General features: G+C 71.6%; 13 protein-coding genes and 1 pseudogene. 7 read left to right on the top strand and 7 right to left on the bottom strand.

The window, feature by feature from the left end:
- The first annotated feature begins 31 nt into the window (after positions 1 to 31).
- From OG432_RS23225 to OG432_RS23200, 6 genes are all read left to right on the top strand, one after another.
- A complete protein-coding gene (locus tag OG432_RS23225) occupies positions 32 to 1,093 on the top strand; it encodes an NAD-dependent epimerase/dehydratase family protein (RefSeq protein WP_328312875.1) in 1,062 nt (353 codons plus the stop codon).
- 39 nt (positions 1,094 to 1,132) lie between these two features.
- A complete protein-coding gene (rfbH, locus tag OG432_RS23220; RefSeq protein WP_328312874.1) occupies positions 1,133 to 2,434 on the top strand; it encodes a lipopolysaccharide biosynthesis protein RfbH in 1,302 nt (433 codons plus the stop codon).
- 51 nt (positions 2,435 to 2,485) lie between these two features.
- Entirely contained in the window at positions 2,486 to 3,943 is a 1,458-nt protein-coding gene (locus tag OG432_RS23215) for an NDP-hexose 2,3-dehydratase family protein (RefSeq protein WP_328312873.1), read from the top strand.
- A complete protein-coding gene (locus OG432_RS23210; protein WP_328312872.1) occupies positions 3,936 to 4,922 on the top strand; it encodes a Gfo/Idh/MocA family protein in 987 nt (328 codons plus the stop codon). Before OG432_RS23215 ends, OG432_RS23210 begins: the two co-directional genes overlap by 8 nt.
- 183 nt (positions 4,923 to 5,105) lie before the next feature.
- Entirely contained in the window at positions 5,106 to 6,686 is a 1,581-nt protein-coding gene (locus OG432_RS23205) for an acyl-CoA carboxylase subunit beta (RefSeq protein ID WP_328312871.1), read from the top strand.
- Between the two features lie 9 nt (positions 6,687 to 6,695).
- Positions 6,696 to 6,890, top strand: coding sequence for an acyl-CoA carboxylase subunit epsilon (locus OG432_RS23200; RefSeq protein WP_328312870.1), 195 nt, complete (start codon positions 6,696 to 6,698; stop codon positions 6,888 to 6,890).
- Positions 6,891 to 7,433: 543 nt separating this feature from the next.
- Here the strand turns inward: OG432_RS23200 and holA are convergent.
- Positions 7,434 to 8,420, bottom strand: a complete 987-nt coding sequence (gene holA, locus OG432_RS23195) for a DNA polymerase III subunit delta (protein WP_328312869.1) — start codon at positions 8,418 to 8,420, stop codon at positions 7,434 to 7,436.
- Between the two features lie 93 nt (positions 8,421 to 8,513).
- Here holA and OG432_RS23190 point away from each other — a divergent pair, with 93 nt between their 5' ends.
- Entirely contained in the window at positions 8,514 to 8,762 is a 249-nt protein-coding gene (locus OG432_RS23190; protein WP_328315211.1) for a hypothetical protein, read from the top strand.
- An 83-nt stretch (positions 8,763 to 8,845) separates the two neighbouring features.
- Here OG432_RS23190 and OG432_RS23185 read toward each other — a convergent pair whose 3' ends face one another.
- From OG432_RS23185 to leuS, 6 genes and pseudogenes are all read right to left on the bottom strand, one after another.
- A complete protein-coding gene (locus tag OG432_RS23185) occupies positions 8,846 to 9,733 on the bottom strand; it encodes a YceI family protein (RefSeq protein WP_443058438.1) in 888 nt (295 codons plus the stop codon).
- A gap of 428 nt (positions 9,734 to 10,161) precedes the next feature.
- Positions 10,162 to 12,621, bottom strand: a pseudogene (locus OG432_RS23180) (ComEC/Rec2 family competence protein); the annotation flags it as partial.
- Between the two features lie 35 nt (positions 12,622 to 12,656).
- Entirely contained in the window at positions 12,657 to 13,439 is a 783-nt protein-coding gene (locus OG432_RS23175; protein ID WP_328312868.1) for a ComEA family DNA-binding protein, read from the bottom strand.
- A gap of 500 nt (positions 13,440 to 13,939) precedes the next feature.
- Positions 13,940 to 14,785, bottom strand: a complete 846-nt coding sequence (locus OG432_RS23170; protein ID WP_328312867.1) for a DegV family protein — start codon at positions 14,783 to 14,785, stop codon at positions 13,940 to 13,942.
- Positions 14,786 to 14,898: 113 nt separating this feature from the next.
- Positions 14,899 to 15,648 (bottom strand): hypothetical protein, encoded by a 750-nt coding sequence (locus OG432_RS23165; RefSeq protein ID WP_328312866.1) that lies wholly within the window; start codon positions 15,646 to 15,648, stop codon positions 14,899 to 14,901.
- Between the two features lie 116 nt (positions 15,649 to 15,764).
- A complete protein-coding gene (gene leuS / locus OG432_RS23160) occupies positions 15,765 to 18,638 on the bottom strand; it encodes a leucine--tRNA ligase (RefSeq protein WP_328312865.1) in 2,874 nt (957 codons plus the stop codon).
- Between the last annotated feature and the right edge of the window lie 92 nt (positions 18,639 to 18,730).

Below are 18,730 nucleotides of genomic sequence, written 5' to 3'. Positions count from 1 at the left end.
ACCGCGCATACAGGAGGTAGCAACGGTGTCGGTGAACGACCGAAGAGCAGGCGGCAGAGGCGGCGCGGCCGGATCGGTGGTGGTGCTCGGCGCCACGGGGTTCGTGGGCCGGCACGTCTGCGAGGTGTTCGACGCGGCGGGCTGGCGGGTGACCGGGGTCGCCCGCAGCGTGAGCGGACCGCCAACTCCCTATGAAACGACGGCGCTTGATGTGGTGAGCTCCGCTCCGGACCGCATCGCGGCGCTGCTCGCGGAGCGCGGCGCGCACGCGGTGGTGAACGCGGCGGGCGCCGTGTGGCAGGCCACCGAGGACGACATGACGCGCGCCAACACCGATCTGGTGGAGCGCCTGGTCGCGGCGACCGCCCCGCTGACCGCTCGGCCCCGGCTCATCCAGCTCGGCTCCGTGCACGAATACGGACCCGTGCCGCGCACCGGCATCAGCGAGGACACCCCGACCTCGCCGGTCACCCCGTACGGCCGCTCGAAGCTGGCCGGGGCCCGCGCGCTGCTCGACGCGGCGGCGTCGGGGCGGGCGGAGGGCCTTGTCCTGCGCGTGTCCAACGTGTCGGGACCCGGCACGCACCGGGCGAGCCTGCTCGGCATGGTCGCCCATCACCTGGCCACCTCCGCCCCCGAGCCGCTGCGGCTCGCCCCGCTGCTCGCCCACCGCGACTTCGTGGACGTACGGGACGTGGCGGACGCGGCGCTCGCCGCGGCCCGCTCCGGCGCGAGCGGTCAGGTCCTCAACATCGGCGGCGGGCAGGCGACTTCGGTGCGCAGCCTGGTGCTGCGGCTGACCGAGCTGGCGGGTGCGGCCGCCGAGATCGTGGAGTCGCCGAGCGCCGGCGGGCGGCCGCCGGAGGCGGAGTGGCAGCGCATGGACATCGGGCGTGCGAAACGGCTCCTGGGCTGGTCGCCGCGGCGCAGCCTGGACGATTCACTGCGCGATCTGCTGGCCCACGCCCGCGCCGCCGTCGAGCGCGTGCCGTCGCCCGGCGCCCCGCGTCCCGAGTCCGCCGCCCATCGCGAGCCGTTGTCCAGTGCCCTTCAAGTCGCGCCCCCGACGATGGCCGTGTCGGATCACCGCTGAGGGCTTCGTGCCGAACTGACGACCATGGAGGCAGCCAAAATGAGTGACACCAAGGCACGGATTCTCGAACAGGTGCGGGAGTACCACCTGGAGAAGGAGCAGTCCGGCGAGTTCGTGCCGGGCGTCAGCGAGATCTGGCCCTCCGGCGCGGTCCTGGAGCCCGCGGACCGGGTGGCCCTGGTGGAGGCGGCGCTCGACATGCGGATAGCCGCGGGCACCAGCTCCCGCAAGTTCGAGTCCCGCTTCGCCCGCTACATGAAGCGGCGCAAGGCGCACCTGGTGAACTCCGGTTCCTCGGCCAACCTGCTGGCGATGTCGGCGCTCCTCTCGCCGCACCTGGAGGACCGCGCCCTCAAGCCGGGCGACGAGGTCATCACGGTGGCCGCGGGCTTCCCGACCACCGTCAACCCGATCCTGCAGAACGGTCTCATCCCCGTCTTCGTGGACGTCGAGCTGAAGACGTACAACACGACCGCCGAGCGCATCAAGGCGGCCGTCGGCCCCAAGACCCGCGCCATCATGGTCGCGCACGCGCTCGGCAACCCCTTCGAGGTCGCCGAGGTCGCGCAGATCGCCGAGGAGAACGACCTCTTCCTCGTCGAGGACAACTGCGACGCGGTCGGCTCGCTCTACAACGGGCAACTCACCGGCACCTTCGGCGACTTGACCACGGTCAGCTTCTATCCGGCGCACCACCTGACGATGGGCGAGGGCGGCTGCGTGCTGACCTCGAACCTGGCGCTGGCCCGCATCGTGGAGTCGCTGCGCGACTGGGGCCGCGACTGCTGGTGCGAGCCGGGCGAGAGCGACCGCTGCTTCAAGCGCTTCCAGTACCAGCTGGGCACGCTGCCGGCCGGCTACGACCACAAGTACATCTACTCGCACATCGGCTACAACCTGAAGGCCACCGACCTCCAGGCCGCGCTCGGTCTGACCCAGCTCGACAAGGTCGACGACTTCACCGCCGCCCGCCGCCGCAACTGGCAGCGCCTGCGCGAGGGTCTTGAGGGCGTGCCGCACCTGATCCTGCCGGAGGCCACCCTGGGCAGCGAGCCCAGCTGGTTCGGCTTCGTCATCACCGTCGACCCCGACGCGCCGTTCAAGCGCAAGGAGTTGGTGAACTTCCTGGAGGAGCGGAAGATCGGCACGCGCAACCTGTTCGCCGGCAACCTGACGCGCCAGCCCGCCTACGTGGACGCACCGCACCGGATCGTGGGCGACCTCACCAACTCCGACATCATCACCGAGCAGACCTTCTGGATCGGCGTGTACCCCGGCCTCACCGACGAGCACACCGACTTCATGACGGCTTCGATCCGGGACTTCGTCGCCGGCTGGTGACGCCCCCCGACACCCCTCAACCCCAGCACCCCTGACGAGGAGAGAGCGTACATGTCGTCGACACTTGCGGAGCTGACTGAGCTTCAGCCGGTGGTCCAGCCCCGTGAGCCGGTGTCGGTCCCCGACCGGATCGCGGCGTCCGCGGCCACCACCGGCGGACTCCTGACCACCGGGGAGTTCCACCACTGGTTCGCCGAGCGCAGGAAGGCGGGCCGCTTCCACATCGAGCGCATCCCGTTCTCCAAGCTGCGCGGCTGGTCCTTCGAGCCGGACACCGGGAACCTGGTGCACTCCAGCGGCCGCTTCTTCAGCGTGGAGGGGCTGCACGTCACCACGGACGACGGCCCGCACAAGGAGTGGTACCAGCCCATCATCAAGCAGCCCGAGGTCGGCATCCTCGGGATCCTGGTGAAGGAGTTCGACGGCGTACTGCACTTCTTGATGCAGGCCAAGATGGAGCCGGGCAACCGCAATCTGCTCCAGCTCTCCCCCACAGTGCAGGCCACCCGCAGCAATTACACCAAGGTCCACCAGGGCACGGACGTGAAGTACATCGAGTACTTCACGGGCAGCGGGCGCGGGCGCATCCTCGCCGATGTGCTCCAGTCCGAGCACGGCTCGTGGTTCTACCACAAGAGCAACCGCAACATGATCGTCGAAGTGGACGGTGACGTCCCGCTCGACGAGGACTTCTGCTGGCTGACGCTGGGTCAGATCTCCGAACTCCTGCACCAGGACAACCTGGTGAACATGGACTCGCGCACCGTGCTGGCCTGTCTGCCGGCCTACCGCGCGGGCGCCGTGGCGAGTGACGAGTTCAGCCAGGCCCTGGCCCGCTCGCGCGATCCATGGGCCGGCGCGCTGCTCACCGACGTCGACCTGCTGTCCTGGTTCACCTCGGAGCGTTCGCGCTACGACGTGCAGGCGGAGCGGATCCCGCTGGACGACGTGCCGGGCTGGACCCGCGACGAGGCGCGCATCGGCAAGGACGACGGCCGCTGGTTCAACGTGGTCGCGGTCGAGGTGCAGGCCGGCAACCGCGAGGTGACCAGCTGGACCCAGCCGCTGATCGAGCCGTGCAGCCGGGGCATAGCCGCCTTCCTGACCCGCTCGTTCGACGGTGTGCTGCACGTGCTCGCCAACGCGAAGGTCGAGGGCGGTTTCCTCGACACCGTCGAGCTGGCCCCCACCGTGCAGTGCTCCCCGGACAACTTCGAGGGCCTCCAGGTCCGCCCGCCGTTCCTCGACCTCGTCATGTCGGCGCCCGCGGAGCGCATCCGCTACGACGCCATCCACTCCGAGGAGGGCGGCCGGTTCCTGTACGCCGAGAACCGCTACCTGGTCATCGAGTCGGACGAGCAGGAGGCACCGATCGAACCGCCCACGGGGTACCAGTGGGTGACGGTCAGCCAGCTCACGGATCTGATCAAGCACGGCCACTATGTCAATGTGCAGGCCAGGACGCTCCTCGCCTGCCTCAACGCCATGGGACATCTGACGCATGACTGAACGCCCCCTGCGCATCGCCGTCCTCGGCACCGCCGACATCGCCCGCCGCCGGGTGCTGCCCGCCATGGCGGCCGACCCGGACATCGAGCTGACCGCGGTGGCGAGCCGGGACGGCGGCCGCGCTCGGGAGGTCGCGGCGCAGTTCGGCTGCGCCGCGGTCGAGTCCTACGACGCGGCCCTGACCCGGGACGACGTGGACGCGGTGTACGTTCCGCTGCCCATCTCCCTGCACGCCGAGTGGGCGGGCCGGGCGCTGCGGGCGGGCAAGCACGTCCTGGCGGAGAAGCCGTTGACCGCCGACCGGCCGACCACCGAGGCGCTGCTCGGCCTGGCGCGCGCCTCGGGCCTGGTCCTGATGGAGAACGTCATGTTCGTCCATCACCCCCAGCACTCGGTCGTACGGGAGCTGGTGACGAGCGGTGCGATCGGTCAACTCCGGGCTTTCAGCGCGGCGTTCGCGATCCCGGCGCTGCCGGCCGGGAACATCAGACACCGCCCGGAGCTGGGCGGCGGCGCCCTCCTGGACGTCGGCTACTACCCGGTGCGGGCGGCCCTGTACTTCCTGGGCGCGGGCCTGGAGATCGTCGGCGCCGCCCTGGAGAGCTCGGGCGGCTCTGCGGTGGAGACGTCGGGCGCGGTGCTCGTCCGCTCGCCTTCGGGGGTGCTCGGGCAGCTGGCGTTCGGCATGGAGCACGCCTATCGCTCGGCGTACGAACTGTGGGGCAGCGAGGGCCGGATCCGCGTCGAGCCGGCGTTCACTCCGCCCGCCGACCACAAGCCGGCGGTGTGGATCACGGACGCGCACGGGCCGCGCGAGCTGACGCTGGCTCCGCACGACCAAGTCGCGGCCACGGTAAGGGCGTTCGTGCGCGCGGTGCGTTCGGGTGCCGTCGAGTCGCCGGACGCCGGGGAGTGCCTGGAGCAGGCGAGCCTGCTGGACGCGGTCCGGGCGCGGGCGACTCACCATGACAACGCGTAACAAGAAGCGCGCAACGAGAAGCGCGTAACAGGCAGCGCGTCGCAAGGGGCGCGTCACAGCGAATGCGTCACAGCGGATGCGTCACAGCGAATGCGTCACAGCGAATGCGTCACAGCGAATGCGTCGCAAGGGATGTGTCACAGCAGATGCGTCGCAGGAACGCGCGACAAGAGGGGACCGAACATGACCGTGACTGATCAGCCGGCGCCGCAGACCGCGGCCGTGCGCGTCGCCGAACTGCACGTACTGCGCGAGCAGGCGAGGCTCGGGCCGAGCGAGAAGGCGACCGAGGCCCAGCGCGCCAAGGGCAAGCTGACCGCCCGCGAGCGCATCGACCTGCTCCTGGACCCGGGCTCCTTCCAGGAGATCGAGCAGCTGCGCCGGCACCGTGCGGTGGGGTTCGGGCTGGAGGCGAAGAAGCCGTACACCGATGGTGTGGTCACCGGCTGGGGCACGGTGGAGGGCCGTACGGTCTTCGTGTACGCCCACGATTTCCGTATCTTCGGCGGCGCGCTGGGTGAGGCGCATGCCACGAAGATCCACAAGATCATGGACATGGCCATCGCGGCCGGTGTCCCGCTGGTGTCGCTGAACGACGGCGCGGGCGCCCGTATCCAGGAGGGCGTCAGCGCGCTCGCCGGCTACGGCGGCATCTTCCAGCGCAACACGCGGGCCTCGGGTGTGATCCCGCAGATCAGCGTGATGCTCGGCCCGTGCGCCGGTGGCGCGGCGTACTCCCCCGCCCTGACCGACTTCGTCTTCATGGTCCGCGATACATCGCAGATGTTCATCACAGGGCCCGACGTGGTGCGGGCGGTGACGGGCGAGGAGATCACCCAGAACGGGCTCGGCGGCGCGGACGTGCACGCCGGGGTGTCGGGCGTGGCCCACTTCGTCCACGACGACGAGGAGACGTGCCTCGCGGAGGTGCGCTACCTCATCTCGATGCTCCCGTCGAACAACCGGGAGATGCCCCCGCCGCTGCCGCCCGGTGACGACCCCGCCGACCGCCGCAACGACGTGCTCCTCGACCTGGTGCCGGCCGACGGCAACCGCCCGTACGACATGCGCAAGGTCGTGGAGGAGATCGTCGACCACGGCGACCTGCTCGAAGTCCATGAGCACTGGGCACGCAACATCATCTGCGCCCTCGCCCGGATCGACGGCCGCGTGGTGGGGATCCTGGCGAACCAGCCGCAGTTCCTCGCGGGCGTCCTCGACATCGAGGCAAGTGAGAAGGCGGCCCGCTTCGTGCAGCTCTGCGACGCCTTCAACATCCCGCTCCTCACCCTGGTCGACGTGCCGGGCTTCCTGCCGGGTGTCGCGCAGGAGCACGGTGGGATCATCCGCCACGGCGCGAAGCTCCTGTACGCCTACTGCAACGCGACCGTCCCCCGCATCTCCCTCATCCTGCGCAAGGCCTACGGCGGCGCGTACATCGTCATGGACTCCCAGTCCATCGGCGCGGACCTCACCTACGCGTGGCCCACCAACGAGATCGCGGTGATGGGCGCGGAAGGTGCGGCGAACGTCATCTTCCGCCGGGAGATAGCGAGTTCGGACGATCCGGAGGCGGTGCGCGCGTCGAAGATCGCGGCGTACAAATCAGAACTGATGCACCCGTACTACGCAGCCGAGCGGGGCCTGGTCGACGACGTGATCGACCCGGCCGAGACACGGGCCGTGCTGTCCTCCGCCCTGGCGATGCTTCGCACGAAGCACGCAGACCTGCCGTCCCGCAAGCACGGCAACCCACCGCAGTGAGGAGCGAGCGTGCCGAACGATTCGACTGAGCCCCTGTTCCGCGTGCTGAAAGGCACCCCGACCGAGGCCGAGCTGGCGGCTCTGGCCGTGGTCCTCCTCTCCCTGACCGGAGAACCCGCCCTGCCTCTGGCCCCCGTGATCCCCCTGGCGGCCTGGCGCCGCCACCCTTACCAGCCCCCAGTGAGCTGGCGCCGAGCCGCCTAGCCCTGCGGCCCCACCCCAGACCCCGTTTCGCGCCCGAAGGGCCGAGGTTGCCTCTCCCGCGCCCCGTCAGGGGCGCGGGGAACCGCGCGAGACGCGGGGCACGGCCCGCACACGAAAACCGGCCGTCCAAGGGGCCCGGGGGGCAGGGCGAAGCCCAGGCCCCCAGGGGCGCGGGGAACTGCACGACCAGCCACGCACAGGCCCGCACGCGAAAGCGGGGTCAGGGGGCACGGTCCGCAGACAACAGCGGGTACAGGGGCGCGAGGAACTGCGCGAGACACGGGCTCGGTCCGCACACGAAAACCGGCCGTCCAAGGGGCCCGGGGGGCAGGGCGAAGCCCAGGCCCCCAGGGGCGCGGGGAACTGCACGACCAGCCACGCACAGGCCCGCACGCGAAAGCGGGGTCAGGGGGCACGGTCCGCAGACAACAGCGGGTACAGGGGCGCGAGGAACTGCGCGAGACACGGGCTCGGTCCGCACACGACGGCAAGGGGCCCGGGGGCAAGCCCCGGGTGATCTCGAACCCCGGGCCGGCGAGAGGCCTAGCGGCCCGCCCGAGCCGCTCGGGCAATCGCGACGACCGCCTTCTCCAGGGCGTACTCGGGATCGTCCCCCCCACCCTTTACCCCCGCATCCGCCTCAGCCACGGCCCGCAGGGCCGAAGAAACCCCCTCCGGCGTCCACCCCCGCATCTGCTGCCGCACCCGGTCGATCTTCCACGGCGGCATCCCCAACTCCCGTGCGAGATCCGCCGGCCGGCCCCCCCGCGCGGAGGACAGCTTCCCGATTGCCCGCACCCCCTGCGCGAGCGCGCTCGTGATCAGCACCGGCGCGACCCCCGTCGACAGCGACCACCGCAGCGCTTCCAGCGCCTCCGCGGCCCGCCCCTCCACCGCCCGGTCGGCGACGGTGAAGCTGGAGGCCTCCGCACGGCCCGTGTAGTACCGCCCGACGACCTCCTCGTCGATCGTCCCCTCCACGTCCGCGCACAGCTGCGACACCGCGGAAGCGAGCTCGCGCAGATCGCTGCCGATCGAGTCGACCAGCGCCTGGCAGGCCTCCGGCGTGGCCGAACGCCCCAGCGCCCGGAACTCCTGCCGTACGAAGGTGAGCCGCTCGGCCGGCTTCGTGGTCTTGGGGCACGCCACTTCCCGCGCCCCCGACTTGCGCGCGGCGTCGAGCAGCCCCTTGCCCTTGGCGCCGCCCGCGTGCAGGAGCACCAGGGTGATCTCTTCGGCGGGAGAGTCGAGGTACGCCTTCACGTCCTTGATCGTGTCCGCGGACAGATCGTGCGCGTTGCGTACGACCACGACCTTCCGCTCCGCGAAGAGCGAGGGGCTGGTCAGCTCGGCGAGCGTGCCGGGCTGAACCTGGTCGGAGGTCAGGTCACGCACGTCGGTGTCGGAGTCGGCGGCACGGGCGGCCGCCACCACCTGCTGCACGGCGCGGTCGAGGAGCAGGTCCTCCTGGCCCACGGCGAGCGTGACGGGGGCGAGCGGATCGTCGGTGGAATTCTTCCTGGTGGCCATCGTCGTCCAGCATCCCACGGGCCACCGACAGTGCCCGTCGGTCCGCTCCCCCCACCGGGCACCACCCCGCCCGGCATGTCGGAGAATGACCAGGTGAACGATGTGACCCGACACGTACTGGTGCTCCCGGACCGCGACGCCGCCGAGGAGGTCGCCACCGAGCTGTCCGACCTGTTCGGCCTCGCCGATGAGCCGCAGCTCGTGCGCGACGCCCTGGCCGGCGAGGACGACGCCGAGGACGCCCAGTGGCTCGTCGTCGTGGAGGACCCGGACGGCCGCCTGGACCCGAAGGCCCTGGACACCCTGGTCGCCGACCACGACGGCTGGCTGGAATCCCCCTGACTCCGTACGGCGCACCCCGTACGACGACCTCGCTCGGCGACCCCGTACGGCATGGACCGCAGCGGGGCAGCCGTCGGGCCCGCTCAGCCCGTCTTCGGCACGACCTGGATGTCGAGGTCGATCGAGATCGACGATCCGATCGCCGCGATGCCCCGGGCGAGCATGGTCTGCCAGGTGAGCGTGAAGTCCTCGCGGTGCAGCTCGGTGGTGGCCCGGCAGGCACCCCTGGTCTCGCCGCCGAGCCCCGTTCCCAGGCCCAGGTACTGCGTGTCGAGCGTCACCGTGCGGCTCACGCCGTGCAGCGTGAGCCCGCCGATGATCGCCCACCGTCCGCCGCCCCGGTGTACGAAGCGGTCGCTGTAGAACTCCATCGTCGGATAGCTCCCCACGTCCAGGAAGTCGCCCGACCGCAGGTGGTCGTCGCGCATCTGGACGCCGGTGTCGATGGAGGCGGTGTCGATGATGACGTGCATCGCGGACCCCTCCATGCGCTCCCCTATGCGGATGGCCCCGGCGAACGTGTTGAACCGGCCGTGGATACGGGCGAGTCCGATGTGACTCGCTGTGAACCCGATCTGGGAGTGCGTCGGGTCGAGCTCCCACTCACCGGGATCCGGCAGCGCCACCGGGGCGGCGACCTGGAGCATGATGTCGCCGAGCGCGGTGAGCCCGCTCGCGGTGACGGTGGCGTTGCCGTGGAAGGGCGTGTATCCCTCGGCCGTGACGGCCAGCCGGTATTCGCCCGCCGGCACCGTGGTGACCACCGTGCCGAACGGGTCGGTCTCACCGCCGACGACCCGTCGGCCCGAGGTATCGCTGACCACGAACTCGGCCCGCTGGACAGGCTCGTTGACGGGGTCGAGCACCCGGCAGCCGAGCACGCCCCCGGTCGACGGGACGGACAGGCCCGCCAGGGGCCCGGTACGAAGTGGAGAACTGGTCGAGCTCTTGCCGAACCAGCGGCTGAACACTGTGCACGCACCCCCGTGCGAAGAAGAATCTGCCGGGCCGCGCAGGGGGCAGACATCCTCGTCCGTCCTCGCCACAGCAGGTCTGCGGCCCCTTGACGAAGACGCATTCGATCACTGTTGTGCTGTTCGTGGCAAACGCGGCGCCTGCGCACAGTTGAGGCACCTGTCACCAGAGGCCCGAATTGGCCATTCCGTTTGTCCGGTTCCGCTCCCTGCCAACGCGCTGACGGACCGGCCGTACACCCGTCGCATGCGGCCGTCGTCTCAGGAGGCGAGGCCCGGCGCACCGCTCCCGCACACCCGTCGCATGCGGCCGTCGTCTCAGGAGGCGAGGCCCGGCGCACCGCTCCCGCACACCCGTCGCATGCGGCCGTCGTCTCAGGAGGCGAGGCCCGGCGCACCGCTCCCGCCCGCGTCGCGTCGGGTCCCCGGGGCACCGCGCGCAGGCCGCCGCCCACCCCGGTGATCGCGATCGCCCCGTCCGTGTCGGTCCGCAGGACCGCGGCGCCCCACGCGCGCAGCACGGCGATCGTGCCCGGCGCGGGATGGCCGTATCGGTTGCCCAGCCCGACGGAGATGAGCGCCAGTCTCGGGCGTACGAGCCCGAGCAGCCCCGGGTCCTGGTGTGCCGAACCGTGGTGGGCCACCTTCAGGACGTCCACGTGGGCCAGCGCCGGGTTCTGCCGCAACAGCCTTCGCTGGGCGGGGGGTTCGAGGTCGCCGGGCAGCAGCAGGCTCAGCCCGCCGGCGGTGTGGACGAGCAGGGTGACGCTGGCGTCGTTCGGCCCGTCGGGCACCGGCCCCGGTTCCGGCGGCGGCCACAGCACCTCCCACGAGAGCCCGCCCAGCGTGCGCCGTTCGCCGTATGCGGCCGTCGTCACGGACACCCCGTGCGCCGCCGCGATTCGCCGCACGAATGCCGCCTGGTCGGGCGGCTCCGCGTAGCCCGTCGTCTCGATGACCCCGACCGACCTCCCCCGCAACACCCCGGCGAGGCCCCCCACGTGGTCCGCGTGGAAGTGGGTCAGCAGGAGCAAGGGGATCCGGGTGACGCCCAGTTCATGGAGGCAGCGGTCGACGGGCAGGGCCTCGGGTCCGGCGTCGATCACCACGGCCGTCCCCGCCCCCGCCGCCAGCACCGTGGCGTCCCCTTGACCGACGTCACACATGGCGTACGACCAGTCGGGCGGCGGCCAGCCGGTGACGATCCTGGTGAGCGGGGCCGGCCGCACCACCGCGAGCAACAGCGCCAGGGCGAGCGCCGCGGCCGCCCAGGGATACCGGGGCAGCTTCCGCGCCACGAGCACGAGCACCACGGTGACGAACGCGAGCAGCGCTCCCCCGCACCAGCCGCCCGGCCACCCCCACTCGGCGCCGGGCAGTGCCGCTCCGGTCCGGGCCACCGTCGCGATCCAGCGCGTGGGCCAACTTCCGCACCAGGCGAAGAACTCGGCGACCGGCAGCGCGACCGGGGCCGCCGCCAGTGCGGCGAATCCCGCCACCGTCGCCAGGGCCACCGCCGGTTCGGCCAGCAGGTTGCAGGGCACCGCGACCAGGCTGATCCGCGCCGCGAACACCGCCACCACCGGCGCGCACACCGCTTGCGCCGCCGCCGCGGCGGCCAGCACCTCGGCGAGCCGGTCGGGCACCCCGCGCCGTCGCATCGCCTGGCTCCACCCCGGCGCGATCGTGAGCAGCGCCCCGGTGGCGAGGACCGAGAGCAGGAACCCGTAACTGCGGGCCAGTTCGGGCGTGTACAGCACCAGGAGCAGTACGACGGCCGCCAGCGCCGGGATCAGGGATCTGCGCCGGCCCGTGCCGATGGCCAGCAGGGCGACAAGCCCGCACGCGGCGGCGCGCAGCACACTCGGCTCCGGTCGGCACACCACGACGAAGGCGAGGGTGAGCGCCCCGCCGAGCACGGCGGTCAGGCGCAGGGGAATCCCGAGACGTGGCGCGAGGCCGCCCCGCTCGGCCAGCAGCGCCCTCCCCGGTGGTCCGATCAGCAGGGCGAGAATGATCATCAAATTGCTGCCCGACACCGCCATGAGGTGGGTGAGGTCGGTCGCCCGGAATGCGGCGCGCAGTTCGGGCGTGACCCTCGACGTGTCGCCGACGACCAGGCCGGGCAACAGCGCCCGCGCATCCGGCGCGAGCCCTTGGGCCGCCGAGCGCAGCCCGGCGCGCAGCTCACCCGCCAGTCTCTGCACGGCAGTTGGTGCGCCCGCGACCCGGGGTGGCCCGTTCGCCACCTTGAGCACGGCGGCGATCTTCCCGTCGCCCGGTGCGAGCCGCGCGGTCACCCGCAGCCGGGTGGAGGGCAGCAGCCCCTGCCAGCTGCCGGGCGCCAGGACGAGGACCGGGGTGTGCACGCCACGCGTTCCGCCGTCCGCTCCGACGACACGCCGCACCTCCGCGTCCACCACCACCGAGGCTCCGCCCCAGCCGCCCGCGCGGGTCGGCCTCGGGTCGGTGCTCAGCACCAATTCCACGGTGACCTGCCGGAACTCCCTCGCCAGGCCCGGCAAGGGACCCCGGCGCGCCTCCTCTGCGTGCAGCCCGCCCGCCATGATCCCGACCGCGACACAGACCAACACCCCGGCGACCGCGCCCCGATACCTCCAGCCCCCTTCAACCTCTCCTGCCGCATCCGCCTCTTCTGTTGCATCGGCCTCCCCCGACCTCGAACTCCCGGCCCGTCGCCGCACCCCGCGCCGAACGGCCGGCGCGACCAGCACGGTCGCCACCGCGAGACACAGCGCGGCCGCCCAACTCGCCTGATTCATCGAGGAGTTCACGGCACAGGCCGCGCCACCCCAGGCGCCCAGGGCCGGTCCGACCAGGCGGAGGTCCGTCGGTCCTTCCCGGTACGGGTTGGCCGCCCCCAGCCGGGCGCCCGACTCGGCATGGATCTTCAGGCGGTTCACAGCCGCACCAGGGCTTGCAGGTCGTTGAACTTCCCCTCGCCGATCCCCTTGACCTCGCGCAGTTCATCGACCGAGCGGAAGCCGCCGTGCTGGGCGCGGTAGTCGACGATGTGCTGGGCGAGTACGGGGCCGACGCCCGGCAGCGTGTCCAGCTGTTGTGCCGAGGCGGAGTTGAGGCTCACCGGACCGCCCGGCCCGCCCGTCGAGCCGCTGTGGGAGCCTGCGACGGAGGCGCCGGTGGAAGCGCCGCCCACGCCCGGTCCGCCAAGTGCCGCGCCCGGCACACCGGCCAGCACCTGTTCCCCGTCGGTGAGCGGCCTCGCACGGTTGAGCCCGGTCACGTCCGCTCCGTTCCGCACACCTCCGGCCGCGGTCAGGGCGTCGGCGACCCTCGATCCGGCGGGCAGGCGGTAGACCCCGGGCCGCTGCACTTTCCCTGCGACGTCCACGACCAGCACTCCGGCCGGCGAGGGCGTCGGCTGGGCCACCGGCCCGGACATCGCCGCGGCGCCCACCCGGTCGGTCGTTCCACCGGTCGTCCCACCTCTCGCCCCGCCTCCGGCCCCGCGTTCCGCGTCGTTGCCCGCGCTTTTCATGCCGTGCGCGGGCGGCCCCTGCCCTTCGGCCAGGTCCGGGGCGCGTACGGACTGCGGACGTCCGGCCCAGAAGTGCTGCGCCGTGAAGCCGGCCGTGACGAGGAGGACCAGGCACAGCGCCGCCAGACTGCGCGGCGCGAGACTCAGCCTGGACTGCGCCCACAGCGGCAGCCGTTCACGCACGGCAGCCCAGACCCGCTCACCCGCCCCCGGTGCGGCGGCGCAGTGGGCCGGAGTCACCCGCCCGGCCGGTTCGGGCGGGTATGAGGAGGGAGCCGGTGGAGGCTCGTGCGGCGGGGCGGCCGTGCCCGGAGGCGGTGGCCCACCCGGAGGCGGTGGGAGAAAGAGCGCGGCCGCGCGGCCGCGTGCGGTCGGGACCGGGGCGCAGGGCCGCGCGGTGCGGCTGCGGCGGCCGTGACCGGGCCGGCTTCGCCCGTCGGAGCCGGGGGCCCGGCCGGGTCCGCTCGTGGCGGTGCGTGGTGATCTGATTGCCATGCCACGAAACGTTAGGCACGTCGGGGCGAACCCGCTGATCACCCTCAATTCCGGTGGACAACCCACCAGTTGTGGATAACCCGGTCACCCGCTGGAGGGAATCAGCCCGCGCGGATTTCCGCTCGCGTCGCGCGGTTCAGCCCGCGGATTCCCCCCACCGCCCGAATTCCACCCTCCCTCGAACCGGCTCAGCGCGGCGAGACGATGGCGCCGAGCAGGCCCGGCCCCGTGTGCGCGCCGATCACCGCCCCCACCTCGCTGGTGTACAGGTCGACCAGCCCAGGCACCCGCGCCCGCAGCCTGTCGGCCAGTGCGGCGGCGCGCTCGGGCGCCGCGAGATGGTGCACCGCGATGTCGACGGGGCTGCTTCCCGCCCGGTCGGCCACGATCTCCTCCAGGCGGGCGATGGCCTTGGAAGCGGTGCGCACCTTCTCCAGCATCTCGATCCGGCCGTCGTCGAGCTGGAGCAGCGGCTTGACGGCGAGGGCCGAGCCGAGCAGCGCCTGCGCGGCGCCGATGCGGCCGCCTCGGCGCAGATAGTCGAGGGTGTCGACGTAGAAGAAGGCGGAGGTCGCGCCGGCCCGCTTCTCGGCAGCGGCCACTGCCTCGTCCAGGGTGCCGCCCGCATCGGCGACCTGGGCCGCGGCCAGCGCGCAGAATCCGAGGGCCATCGCAACCATCCCGGTATCGACCACGCGCACCGGCACGGGAGCGTCCTTGGCCGCGAGCACGGCGGCGTCGTAGGTGCCCGAGAACTCGGCCGACAGGTGCAGCGACACGATCCCCTCGGCACCCGCTTCGGCGATCTTCGCGTAGGTGTCCGCGAACACCGCGGGGCTCGGCCTCGACGTGGTGACGGAGCGTCGTTTCTGCAGGGCGAGGGCCAGCGAGCGGGCCGAGATCTCCGTGCCTTCTTCCAGCGCCTGGTCCCCCAGGACGACGGTCAGCGGCACGGCGGTGATGCTGTGCCGCTCCATCGTCTGCGGCGGCAGATAGGCCGTTGAATCGGTGACGATCGCGACATGGCGGGACATGAGCGGGAGGTTACCCGCCGAGGGCGCCGCGCGGCAGTCCGGCCTGGTGGAATGATCAGTTCGGGTCGGTGGCGACGGCGCGGTTCCCACGGCTCCTGCCGGTGTCCGCCGGCTCAGCTCGTGGCTTCGGGGCGGGGTGCCTTCTGCCACGGGTACCTCACCTGCGGCTGGGCGGTGCCTATCGCCTGCGGTGTCCCGGCCGGGGGCTCCTCGCGAGCCGGCCCGCCGCGCTGCGGCTCCTGGGACGCGCGACCCGGCGCGGGCACGTTGTTGTCCGAAAGATCATCCCAGGACGCGGATCCGTCCGCCGTGGGCGCCTTGACCGACCAGTCCCGCAGGGCGCCCGACTCCATCTCGATCTGCTCGCTGAGCGAGGCGAGCTCGTCGTCGGCGAACTGCCGGGCCCGGTCCCGGGCGGCCCAGCGCAGTGAGTCCGCGGAGCGCGTGATCCGTTCGGTGCGCTCGCGGAGCTCCGGCATCCGGTCCGCGATCCTGCGCTTGTCCGGCTCCCGCTCGAGGCGCCTGAGCTCGTCGTCCAGTTCGTGGCCGTGCCCGCTGAGCCGCTCGAACAGGGCGAGGGACTCCTTCAGGGACGCGTCCTCGGCGAGCCGCGCGTGCAGCGCCTCCTGGGTGGCCCGCATCGAGGTGCGCAGCGAGAGGCGCAGCTGGGCGAGCTGGCCCGCGACGCCGGGCTGCCCCACGCTCTTGGCGCGCAGCGTGGTGTCCTCGACGGTCCTGCGGGCCTGGGTGACCGTACGCTCCACGCCCCGCTTGGCGGCGCCGACCACCTTGACCGTCACGTACACGCCGAGCCCCACGAAGGCGACGAACAGCAGTGCCAGGATCAGGATCGCGGCTTCCATGAACGTCCCCTCGGTCGGTGTCGTCCCCTCCACCGTAAACGGAACGGGCAGGCCGTGGGTTCCCGCGGAACCCCCAACCTGCCCGTAGGGGGAAGCCCCCAGTGCCGTTTCGGGCCCTACGCGGGAACGATGTTCACCAGCTTCGGCGCCCGCACGATGACCTTGCGGATGCCCGCGCCGCCCAGCGCCGCGACGACGGCCTCGTCGGCCAGGGCGAGCTTCTCCAGATCGTCGTCGGAGATGCCCGGCGGCACCTCCAGTCGGGCCTTGACCTTGCCCTTGATCTGCACGACGCAGGTCACGGCCTCGTCCACGACGTACGCCGGGTCGGCGACGGGGAAGTCGCCGTGCACCACGGAGCCGGTGTGGCCCAGCTTGCGCCACAGTTCCTCGGCGATGTGCGGGGCCAGCGGGGCGATCAGCAGCACCAGCCGCTCGGCGACGGAGCGGGACAGCGGGCCGCCCGCCTTGGTCAGGTGGTTGTTCAGTTCGGTGATCTTGGCGATGGCCGTGTTGAAGCGCAGCCCCGCCAGGTCTGCGCCGGCGCCGTCGATCGCCTTGTGCAGGGCGCGCAGGGTCGCCTCGTCGGGCTCGGTGTCGGTGACGGTGACCTCACCGGTCGCCTCGTCGACGATGTTGCGCCACAGGCGCTGCAGCAGCCGGTACTGGCCGACGACCGCGCGGGTGTCCCAGGGGCGCGAGACGTCCAGGGGGCCCATCGCCATCTCGTACAGGCGCAGGGTGTCGGCGCCGTACTCGGAGCAGATCTCGTCCGGAGTGACCGCGTTCTTCAGGGACTTGCCCATCTTGCCCAGCTCGCGCTTGACGGGCTCGCCCTCGAAGAAGAACGTCCCGTCGCGCTCCTCGACCTCGACGGCCGGCACCGGGAAGCCGCGGCCGTCCCGGTAGACGTACGCCTGGATCATGCCCTGGTTGTAGAGCTTGTGGAACGGCTCGGCCGACGAGATGTGTCCCAGGTCGAACAGCACCTTGGACCAGAAGCGCGCGTACAGCAGGTGCAGCACGGCGTGCTCGGCGCCGCCGACGTACAGGTCGACGCCGCCGGTCGGCATGCCTTCGCGCGGGCCCATCCAGTACTGCTCGATGGCCGGGTCGACCAGCTTGTCGCTGTTGTGCGGGTCCAGGTAGCGCAGCTCGTACCAGCAGGAACCGGCCCAGTTGGGCATGGTGTTGGTCTCGCGGCGGTACTTCTTGACGCCGTCGCCCAGGTCCAGCTCGACGTTGACCCAGTCCTCGTTGCGGGACAGCGGGGTTTCCGGCGAGGTGTCGGCGTCGTCGGGCTCGAAGGTGCGCGGCGAGTAGTCGTCGACCTCCGGCAGCTCCAGGGGCAGCATCGACTCGGGCAGCGAGTGGGCGACGCCGTCCTCGTCGTAGACGATCGGGAAGGGCTCGCCCCAGTAGCGCTGGCGGCTGAACAGCCAGTCGCGGAGCCGGAAGTTGACGGTGCCCTCGCCGATGCCGCGCTCGGTCAGCCAGTCGGTCATCCTGGCCTTGGCCTCGACGACGCCCAGGCCGTCCACCGAGATCTCGGCGTTGGCGGAGTTGACGAGCTTCGCCTCATAGGAGGCGAACGCCTCGTCCCACGTCGAGGCGTCGGTGCCGCGGTCGTCGTCGGGCTGTACGACGCAGCGCATGGGCAGCTCGAAGGCGCGCGCGAAGGCGAAGTCGCGGGTGTCGTGCGCCGGCACGGCCATGATCGCGCCGGTGCCGTAGCCCATCAGTACGTAGTCGGCGATGAAGACGGGAACCTTTTCGCCGCTGACGGGGTTGGTGGCGAACGCGCCGGTGAAGACGCCGGTCTTCTCCTTGGCGTCGGCCTGGCGCTCGACGTCCGACTTGGCGGCGGCGAACGCGCGGTACTTGGCGACGGCCTCGGCCGGGGTGGCGTGCCCGCCGGTCCACACGTCGTGGGTGCCCTCGGGCCAGGCGACCGGGACGATGGTGTCGACCAGCTCGTGCTCGGGCGCCAGCACCATGTAGGTGGCGCCGAACAGGGTGTCCTGGCGGGTGGTGAAGACCGTGATGGCGTCGGTGTCGCTGACCTGGAAGTCGACGCGGGCGCCCTCGGAGCGGCCGATCCAGTTGCGCTGCTGCAGCTTGATGGCCTCCGGCCAGTCCAGCGCGTCCAGGTCGTCGATCAGGCGGTCCGCGTAGGCGGTGATGCGCATGTTCCACTGGCGCAGCTTGGCCTTGAAGACGGGGAAGTTGCCGCGCTCGGAACGGCCGTCGGCGGTGACCTCCTCGTTGGCCAGGACGGTGCCCAGACCCGGGCACCAGTTGACGGGGGCGTCGGAGGCGTACGCCAGGCGGTACTGGCCGAGGATCTCCGCGCGCTCTACGGCGCCCAGCGCCGCCCACTCACGGCCGCCGGGCACCTCGCGGCTGCCGTCCTCGAACGCGGCGACCAGCTCGGCGATCGGGCGGGCCTTCTTCGCGTCGGTGTCGTACCAGGAGTTGAAGATCTGGAGGAAGATCCACTGGGTCCACTTGTAGTACTCGGGGTCGATCGTCGCGAAGGAGCGGCGCTTGTCGTGCCCCAGGCCCAGCCGGCGCAGCTGCGCCTTCATGTTCTCCATGTTGGACTCGGTGGAGATCCGCGGGTGCGTGCCGGTCTGCACGGCGTACTGCTCGGCGGGCAGGCCGAAGGCGTCGAAGCCCAGCGTGTGCAGCACGTTGTGGCCGGTCATGCGCTGGTGGCGGGCGTAGACGTCGGTGGCGATGTAGCCCAGCGGGTGGCCGACGTGCAGGCCCGCGCCCGAGGGATAGGGGAACATGTCCATGATGAACTTCTTGGGCCGGGCGGCGACGGCCGGGTCACCGGCCAGATCGCCCGTCGGGTTCGGCGCCGCGTAGGTGCCGTCGGCGTCCCAGAAGTCCTGCCAGCGTGCCTCGATGTCGGCGGCCATGGCCGCCGTGTAGCGGTGCGGCGCGGCCGTCTCTGCGGCGGCAGCGGTGTTCGTCTCGCTCATGTCCTCAAAGCTCCATCGATCGTCTCTGCCGGCGGTTACGAGCGTTCGCTCATCGATCCGTGATCGAATCGCCAAACGAAAAAACCCCTCGC

The organism is Streptomyces sp. NBC_00442, from assembly GCF_036014195.1.
GTDB lineage: Bacteria > Actinomycetota > Actinomycetes > Streptomycetales > Streptomycetaceae > Streptomyces.
This window is presented reverse-complemented; position numbering and strand designations above follow the sequence as displayed.